We start from the raw sequence: 8,083 nt of genomic DNA on the forward strand, positions 1-8,083 counted from the left end.
AGAAACGGGATAATAAGGGCAAAATAAATATTCTCTATTCGGATTCTTTCCCATCATATGAGGGGGAGATCAGTTTAAAGATTAAGGGTATTTTTTTGCCTTCATGGGCTAAAATACAACAAAAGTTGTGTAAAAGACTCAACTACACACCCTTGTTGTACTTTTAATACAAACTTCATTACAGGTGCGCGTCAACCACTATGAACTACGAACAAGAAGACTCTCAGTTAAAGCTACTCATTGCAAAGGGTAAGGAACAAGGTTTTCTGACTTATCATGAAGTCAATGATCATTTACCTGATGATCTTGTCGACCCTGAACAGATTGAAGGTGTCATTAGCATGATTAACGACATGGGAATCATGGTGCATGATGAATATGTGCCAGACGCGGATTCTCTGTTGATGAGTGATAATGCAGTCGCACCCGACGACGAGGACGCAGCAGAAGAGGCAGCCGCCGCGCTAGCGAGTGTAGATAGTGAATTTGGACGGACAACAGACCCCGTGCGTATGTATATGCGTGAAATGGGAACGGTGGATTTATTAACCCGTGAGGGTGAAATTAAGATTGCTAAACGGATTGAGGAAGGTTTAACGCAAGCATTGACAGCGTTAGCAACTCATCCTGATATTATTGGCGAATTTTTAAGCTTATTTGATAAAGTCGCTTCTGAAGAGGTGAAATTATCGGATTTAATTTCAGGGTTTGCTGATCATACAAATCCTGATGATGAAGTGCCTGCCGCAGCGTTATCTGAGAATGCCGAAGAGATGGACGAAGATGAGATGATGACAGTCTCAGGCAGTACAGGCGGTGATGATGACGAAGAAGGAGGGATGTTAGAAGAAGTCACTTTAGATATGGAAGAGGCTTCTAACCGTTTTGCTCGTTTACGCGAAGCGCATCAGCAAATGGTCACCATGCTAGACAAACATGGTTTAAATTCTCCTGAGTTCCAGCAAGCCCGCCAAGATGTAACGGATGTCTTCTTACAATTTAAGTTAGTAACGAAGTTAATCGACGATTTAAGCCTGCGTTTACAAAACGATGTGGCAACCATTCGTGAGCAAGAAAATGTTATCCGCGACATTTGCATTAAAAAAGTGTTGATGGATAAGAAAGAGTTCTTAAGCTCTTTCAAAAATAACATGACGAACCCTGATTGGATTCCTAACTTGTTAAAAGGCAATAAAGCCTATGTGGAAAATCTGAAGAAGCACGCTGAGGATTTAATCCAACATCAAAGTAAATTGATTGCGATGGAAAAACAATCCCGTTTAGACCTCGCCGAAATTAAAGAAATCAATCGTCGCATGTCTATCGGTGAAGCGAAAGCCCGCCGTGCTAAAAAAGAAATGATTGAAGCTAACCTGCGTTTAGTCATTTCTATTGCCAAAAAATACACTAATCGCGGTTTACAATTCCTTGACTTAATTCAAGAAGGCAATATCGGCTTGATGAAAGCGGTGGATAAGTTTGAGTATAAACGCGGTTATAAATTCTCTACTTATGCAACGTGGTGGATACGCCAAGCGATTACCCGCTCGATTGCTGACCAAGCCCGTACAATTCGTATTCCTGTCCACATGATTGAAACAATTAATAAACTCAATCGCGTTGCGCGGCAAATTCTGCAAGAAAAAGGACGGGAAGCAACGCCCGAAGAATTAGCCGAAAAGATGGAAATGCCTGAAGATAAAATTCGCAAAGTCTTAAAAATTGCGAAAGAACCCATTTCTATGGAAACCCCTATCGGTGATGATGAAGATTCGCATTTAGGCGATTTTATCGAAGACACTAGCATTCCCGCGCCTTTAGAATCCGCAACCTTTGAAGGCTTACGCCGTGCAACACAAGAAATGTTACACAGCTTAACCCCACGAGAAGCAAAAGTCTTACGGATGCGTTTTGGCATTGATATGTCCACCGACCACACGTTGGAAGAAGTGGGCAAACAATTTGATGTCACCCGCGAGCGTATTCGTCAAATCGAGGCGAAAGCCTTACGTAAATTACGCCATCCCAGCCGCTCCGAGCAATTGCGGAGCTTCTTAGACTAAGACGCGCCATTACGTTCAATAAACAAGGGGACCGTCGTTAAGACCTCCCCTTGTTTTATTTATTCGTCTTAGCCATGACGCTTCAAAATAGTGGGCATAAACCGTGATAGATAAAGAACAATGGGGAATTTGGGCTTTCATTGCTTGTATCGCAGCACTTTCTACGATTTGGCTTTATCGAATGGAACAAGATAAAACAGCACAAGTGGATACGGATTTATCACGCAGTCCCGACTATACCTTAGGACGTTTTACCGCGACGCAATTTGATAAAAATGGTTTGTTACAACAACGCTTAATTGCGGATACGATGGTACATTATCCTGAGATAGAAACCGATGTTCGTGCACCTGTCTTGTTTTTCTACACAGCGGGGCAATTAACATGGCAAGTAGTGGCTGAACAAGGGCGTATTTCTCCCAATAATAAAGATATTTGGTTTTTAGGAGAAACGACAATGGAACGCCAATCTGTTGCTCCTACAGAAGCTTTACGTTTAATCAGTCGAGATGTTTGGTTGCAAACTGAGCCACAAACGGCAGAAACCGTCGAACCAACCACCATTTTAGGACATAATGCACAAACGCAAAGCGTCGGGATGAAAGTCTATTTACCAACACGCATCATGGAGTTGCGTTCACAAGTGAGGGGGCAATATGTCCGTTAATAAAGCATTATTGGGCGCGAGCTTGTTCATCATGAGTCATTCTGTGTTTGCCCTTGCAACAGATAAAGACCAACCGATTAATATCACAGCGGAACAAGCCACGATTGATGATATAAAAGGGATTGCGATTTATGAAGGCAATGTGGTTGTAACACAAGGCACGATTCGCATTGAAGCGGATAAAGTCACGCTGACCTATACGAAAAAACAAACCTTAGATAAGGTGATATTAGACGGTAATCCTGCACGCTTTAAACAACGTCCTGATAACAGTACCGAAGATTTAAACGCAAAAGCGGAGAAAATGGAGTATTTTGCCACAGAAAACCGCTTGCAATTAACTCAAAATGCAGAAGTGTGGCAAGGAAAAGACACCTTTACGGGGCAACGTATTACTTACGATACGGAACGTGGTATCATTAAAGCTAATCAAAAAGTGCAAGTGACCATCCAACCGCGTCAGCAGTCACCCTCCAAAGCACCTGCCAATTAGGAACATGTCTTTACATTGCCAACTTATTAACACCATTCATTATTGGTCTTTAGTAAGAATCCGTTGATTTTAAGTTAATTATTAAACGCTACAATCATTCATTCTTAGATGAGCAAACTATCCGCGCAACACCTCGCCAAGCGATATAAAACCCGCCAAGTTGTCAAAGATGTCAGCTTACATGTGACCAGTGGGGAAGTGGTCGGCTTATTAGGACCAAACGGTGCAGGCAAAACCACCAGCTTTTATATGATAGTCGGCTTAATCCCCTGCGATGAAGGGGGAATTTATCTTGATAATCAAGAATTAACTTATGCACCTATGCACAAGCGGGCGCAAATGGGCATGGGTTATTTACCGCAAGAAGCCTCTATTTTTCGCAAACTGAGCGTTGCGGATAACATCATGGCAATTCTTGAAGTACAAAAACATTTAAATAAAGTGCAACGTAAAGCGCGTCTAGCACAATTACTAGAAGAATTGCATATTGCCCATTTACACGATAATGTAGGCATGAGCCTTTCAGGCGGAGAGCGACGACGGGTAGAAATTGCTCGCGCACTTGCGGCAGAACCTCGTTTTATGCTCTTAGACGAGCCTTTTGCAGGCGTTGACCCCCTATCAGTCGCAGATATTCAACGGATTATTGCGCATTTATGCAGTTTAGACATTGGGGTTTTAATTACAGACCACAATGTCAGAGAAACGCTAGATATTTGTCATCGTGCCTATATCGTTAATGAAGGCGTTCTCATTGCTGAAGGATCACCCGAAAGTATTCTACATAACCCCCAAGTCAGAGAAGTCTATCTTGGACAAAACTTTCAGTTATAATTTGGCACGCTATACTTCTTATTAGGAAGCATTAAAAACAAGTGTGTGTATCAATAGAATGACCGTTAATTAAGACACCACACACCCCATAAACAGGATTTGGTAGTCACCTTACGACATGCTATGAAACAGAGCCTTCAACTACGCTTAGGTCAGCAAATTACCATGACACCACAATTGCAACAGGCAATCCGCCTTTTGCAGCTGTCCACGTTGGATTTGCAACTAGAAATTCAACAAGCGTTAGAATCAAATATCATGTTGGAAGCCACAGAAGGCGAATATGATGACGGTGTCGAAGATTATGATGATAACCCCGCAACGCCTTCACCTGAGATAGAAGATAATTTTAAACAAGAATTAGACCGCGCTTTAAACAACGAAACTGAAACCACCACACCAGATATCGATGAAGACTACGGCACAGGCGAAGACAGTCGTGAGTTAGTCATGGACAACGCCAGTGATATTCCTGAAAGTCTTGCCGTCGATTCTGATTGGGAAGACATTTATGATGGCGCGTTACATGACTACCCCACCGCAAATGCAGATGGAAATGGTAAAGACTTACTTTTCAGTCAAAATGCCGCTGAACAGACCCTAACTGACCATTTACGCTGGCAATTAGACCTAACCCCCTTTAGTAATCAAGACCGTGCAATTGCGACCGCCATTATAGATGCTATTGATGGCGACGGATATTTACGCGCAAGCATAGAAGACCTCATGCAAAGTTTAGGCGAAGGGGTAATCGTTGAATCTGATGAAGTAGAAGCCGTTTTACATCGCGTGCAACACTTTGACCCCGTTGGTATTGGTGCACGTGATTTAGCAGAATGTTTACAACTACAACTAGATGAATTACCAAAAGAAACCCTTTGGCTAACAGAAGCAAAACATTTAGTAAAAACGCATTTATCTGTCTTGGCTGACCATGACTACCCACAACTGGCAAAACTCATGAAGTTAAGCCGTGAAGACCTACGCGAAGTAGTCAACCTCATCCAAACCTTAAACCCGCGCCCTGGTGCGCAAATGGAAGTACACCAATCTAACTACATTGTGCCCGATGTTTACGTCAAAAAAATCAAGGGACAATGGAAAGTAGAACTAAATCCAGAAATTACCCCAAAACTACGAATAAATCGCTACTATGCCGACTTAATTTCCCGCTCAGACAGCAGTCGAGCGGATGTCAGCAACTTAAAAAATCATCTACAAGAAGCCCGCTGGTTTATTAAAAGCCTTAAAAGTCGGCACGAAACCTTATTAAAAGTTGCAAACTGTATTGTTAAACGACAAACTGCTTTTTTAGAATACGGCGAAGAAGCCATGAAACCACTGGTACTACACGATATTGCCAGCGAACTAGAAATGCACGAGTCGACCATATCCCGCGTGACCACGCAAAAATATATCCACACCTCGCGCGGTATTTTTGAACTTAAATATTTCTTCTCCAGCCATGTCAGCACGAACACGGGTGGAGAATGCTCTTCTACGGCAATTCGTGCGCTCATCAAAAAACTTATCGCAGCCGAGAATGCTGCAAAACCCCTTAGTGATAGCAAAATAGCCAGTATGCTATCTGAAAGAGGGATTAATGTCGCCAGACGTACAGTCGCTAAATATAGGGAAGCGATGGTGATACCACCATCCAATGAGCGCAAACGTCTGGTTTAGCACACACCTGCAAGGAGAACATTCATGCAACTCACCCTCAGTGGTCATCATATCGACATCACGCCCGCATTACGGAATTATGTAACGTCAAAAATCGAACGTTTAGAACGTCATTTCGACAATGTTACAAATGTTCACGTTGTTTTGGGTGTTGAAAAATTACGCCAAAAAGCAGAAGCAACCCTGCACGTTAGCGGTGCAAACTTATTTGCTGATGCAGAGCATGAAGATATGTACGCAGCGATTGATGCCCTGACCGATAAATTGGACAGACAAATTAAAAAACACAAGGAAAAACTGAAAGACCATCACCAAGCCGAAGGTGGTGTCAAAGCACAATCCCTTGAATAAACCCAGTCCACAATGAGCGGAAGTCGTGTTGAATGCCTCAATCTTCACAAGGGAAGGCTTTTAAGACAGGTTGTTATCTCTCTTTGTCTTATCAAACACTGTAGAAATAACAACCCCGCAGTGCATCAATCATCACTGCATAAGGTCCTCACGATTTCCGACTGATTGCACACTGTCCATCGAATTATGCGTATTTCAGACATCCTATCGCCTGAACGAATGCTGTGTAACGTACAGGCCTCCAGCAAAAAACGAGTATTAGAATATTTCAGCCGCTTACTAGCGACAGAAACGTCTAGTTTAACGACTCGCGAAATTTTTGAGAGCCTGTTATCACGGGAACGTTTAGGGAGTACAGGCTTAGGACGAGGTGTTGCTATCCCTCATGCACGTGTGCCTGACTGCCAATTAACCCTTGCAGCCTTTGTGCAATTAGAACAAGGGATAGATTACGATGCTATAGATAGGCAACCTGTTGATTTACTGTTTGCTTTAATGGTGCCTGAAAACTGTACGGAAGAACACCTACAAATATTAGCGATGTTGGCAGAAATGTTTAGCAATGAAAAGTTCCGTGAAACTTTACGTAACTTACCAGATTGTCAAGCAAAATATGCTTTCATGGTAGAATGGCAAGCCACTCAACAAGCCTCATCGGACTCCCTTTCCTCTCCATTATAGTGACCCTTTATGACCCTGTTAAGCGTTACTGAACTCTATGAGAATCATGCGGATAATTTAGGACTTCATTGGTTAGCAGGGAAGGAAAACAACCGTTTTTTGCAATTACAAACGGATCAACGGATTGGTAATGTCGGTTATCTCAACCTTATTCATCCGCATCAAATTCAAGTCATCAGCCTTTATGAACTAGCCTATTTAGAAGCGTTATCTGATAACGTTTATGAAGATGCTTTAAAACAGTTATTCGAAAACGCAAATCTTGCCTGCATTATCGTCGTTGATAGCCCCCGAGTGCCTGACGATTTAAAACGCTATGCAGAACATTATCATGTCCCCTTATTCACGTCGCAGGTCTCTGGCGAAACCCTCATGAATTACCTACATGGTATTTTAGGGCGAATGTCAGGGGAAAAAATCACCTTACACGGCGTATTTTTAGACGTATTCGGGATGGGCGTATTAATTACTGGCGATAGTGGCACGGGAAAAAGTGAACTGGCATTAGAATTAGTCAGTCGCGGACACCGTTTAGTTGCCGATGACGCGCCCGAATTTTCGCGGATTGACCATGGCGTAATTCGTGGCACGTGTCCCGTGCAAGGCATGACCCCATTTTTAGAAGTGCGGGGCTTAGGAATTTTAAACGTACAGGCTCTATTTGGGGATAGTGCAATAAAGAAAGATAAGTATTTAAGACTTATTGTAAAGCTAGAACATATGAGCTCTGAACAATTGCGCCAAATCGACCGTTTACAAGGCGATTACCGCTCCCGCCAAGTGCTAGGGGTAGAAATCCCTGAAGTCGGTTTGCCTGTTGCTGCGGGACGTAACTTAGCAGTTTTATTAGAATGTGCCGTTCGTAACCACAGTTTAAAAATGCAAGGTTACAACGCAGCGGATGAATTTTGCCAACGTCAAACCCGTGCCATGTACAACATGGATAAAGACGAGGGTTATGTGTCGCATCGATTTGATGTTTATTAATGCATTTAATAACGCTTAAACCTGCTAGGTCTTAAAGACCTAGCAGGTTTTTAATTGTTGACTCTTCATCAATTCAATCATTTCTTTTAACTGCATAATTTGTTCATTTAATAACTGATTTTCTTTTTCTTTCGCATCCAAATTGAAGGCGTAATTTTTCTAATTCTTGCGTTAATTCTACCGCTGAATTGATATAATATTGACATTGTGTGTTTTTATCACGAAATGAACCAATATTTAATATTATCTTCTCATCAAAGTTTAATAAATTTTTTAATTCAACGCCTAAAACTTCTGCTATAGCAAACGAATTATAAAAAGATT

Annotated in this window: 9 protein-coding genes; 8 read left to right on the top strand and 1 reads right to left on the bottom strand. The window is 42.2% G+C overall.

Annotated features, from left to right (window positions below; genetic code table 11):
• Positions 1 to 200 precede the first annotated feature (200 nt).
• From rpoD to hprK, 8 genes are all read left to right on the top strand, one after another.
• Complete coding sequence (rpoD, locus tag BEGALDRAFT_RS13985) at positions 201 to 2,063, top strand: RNA polymerase sigma factor RpoD (RefSeq protein WP_002691033.1); 1,863 nt, start codon at positions 201 to 203, stop codon at positions 2,061 to 2,063.
• A 103-nt stretch (positions 2,064 to 2,166) separates the two neighbouring features.
• Positions 2,167 to 2,730 carry an LPS export ABC transporter periplasmic protein LptC gene (gene lptC / locus BEGALDRAFT_RS13990; protein WP_002691035.1) on the top strand — a complete coding sequence of 188 codons (564 nt, stop codon included), beginning with the start codon at positions 2,167 to 2,169 and terminating at the stop codon, positions 2,728 to 2,730.
• Positions 2,720 to 3,223: a lipopolysaccharide transport periplasmic protein LptA gene (gene lptA, locus BEGALDRAFT_RS13995; RefSeq protein ID WP_002691037.1), complete on the top strand. Its 504-nt coding sequence runs from the start codon at positions 2,720 to 2,722 to the stop codon at positions 3,221 to 3,223. The genes lptC and lptA overlap by 11 nt, the downstream gene beginning before the upstream one ends.
• 108 nt (positions 3,224 to 3,331) lie before the next feature.
• Positions 3,332 to 4,057, top strand: a complete 726-nt coding sequence (lptB, locus tag BEGALDRAFT_RS14000; protein WP_002691039.1) for an LPS export ABC transporter ATP-binding protein — start codon at positions 3,332 to 3,334, stop codon at positions 4,055 to 4,057.
• 123 nt (positions 4,058 to 4,180) lie between these two features.
• A complete protein-coding gene (locus BEGALDRAFT_RS14005) occupies positions 4,181 to 5,740 on the top strand; it encodes an RNA polymerase factor sigma-54 (protein WP_002691041.1) in 1,560 nt (519 codons plus the stop codon).
• A 24-nt stretch (positions 5,741 to 5,764) separates the two neighbouring features.
• Positions 5,765 to 6,091 (top strand): ribosome hibernation-promoting factor, HPF/YfiA family, encoded by a 327-nt coding sequence (gene hpf / locus BEGALDRAFT_RS14010; protein WP_002691042.1) that lies wholly within the window; start codon positions 5,765 to 5,767, stop codon positions 6,089 to 6,091.
• A 186-nt stretch (positions 6,092 to 6,277) separates the two neighbouring features.
• Positions 6,278 to 6,772: a PTS IIA-like nitrogen regulatory protein PtsN gene (gene ptsN, locus BEGALDRAFT_RS14015; RefSeq protein ID WP_002691044.1), complete on the top strand. Its 495-nt coding sequence runs from the start codon at positions 6,278 to 6,280 to the stop codon at positions 6,770 to 6,772.
• A 9-nt stretch (positions 6,773 to 6,781) separates the two neighbouring features.
• The gene (gene hprK, locus BEGALDRAFT_RS14020; protein ID WP_002691046.1) at positions 6,782 to 7,759 is read left to right on the top strand and encodes an HPr(Ser) kinase/phosphatase; all 978 of its coding nucleotides are present in this window, start codon (positions 6,782 to 6,784) and stop codon (positions 7,757 to 7,759) included.
• Positions 7,760 to 7,862: 103 nt separating this feature from the next.
• Here the strand turns inward: hprK and BEGALDRAFT_RS19425 are convergent.
• A partial coding sequence (locus tag BEGALDRAFT_RS19425) for a hypothetical protein (protein ID WP_002691047.1) occupies positions 7,863 to 8,083 on the bottom strand: 221 nt, incomplete at its 5' end.

Source organism: Beggiatoa alba B18LD (genome assembly GCF_000245015.1).
GTDB lineage: Bacteria > Pseudomonadota > Gammaproteobacteria > Beggiatoales > Beggiatoaceae > Beggiatoa > Beggiatoa alba.

Coding starts and splice junctions, on each gene's coding strand:
- rpoD (WP_002691033.1), top strand. CDS start 201: ATGAACTACGAACAAGAAGACTCTCAGTTAAAGCTACTCATTGCAAAG.
- hpf (WP_002691042.1), top strand. CDS start 5,765: ATGCAACTCACCCTCAGTGGTCATCATATCGACATCACGCCCGCATTA.
- ptsN (WP_002691044.1), top strand. CDS start 6,278: ATGCGTATTTCAGACATCCTATCGCCTGAACGAATGCTGTGTAACGTA.
- hprK (WP_002691046.1), top strand. CDS start 6,782: ATGACCCTGTTAAGCGTTACTGAACTCTATGAGAATCATGCGGATAAT.
- lptB (WP_002691039.1), top strand. CDS start 3,332: ATGAGCAAACTATCCGCGCAACACCTCGCCAAGCGATATAAAACCCGC.
- lptA (WP_002691037.1), top strand. CDS start 2,720: ATGTCCGTTAATAAAGCATTATTGGGCGCGAGCTTGTTCATCATGAGT.
- BEGALDRAFT_RS14005 (WP_002691041.1), top strand. CDS start 4,181: ATGAAACAGAGCCTTCAACTACGCTTAGGTCAGCAAATTACCATGACA.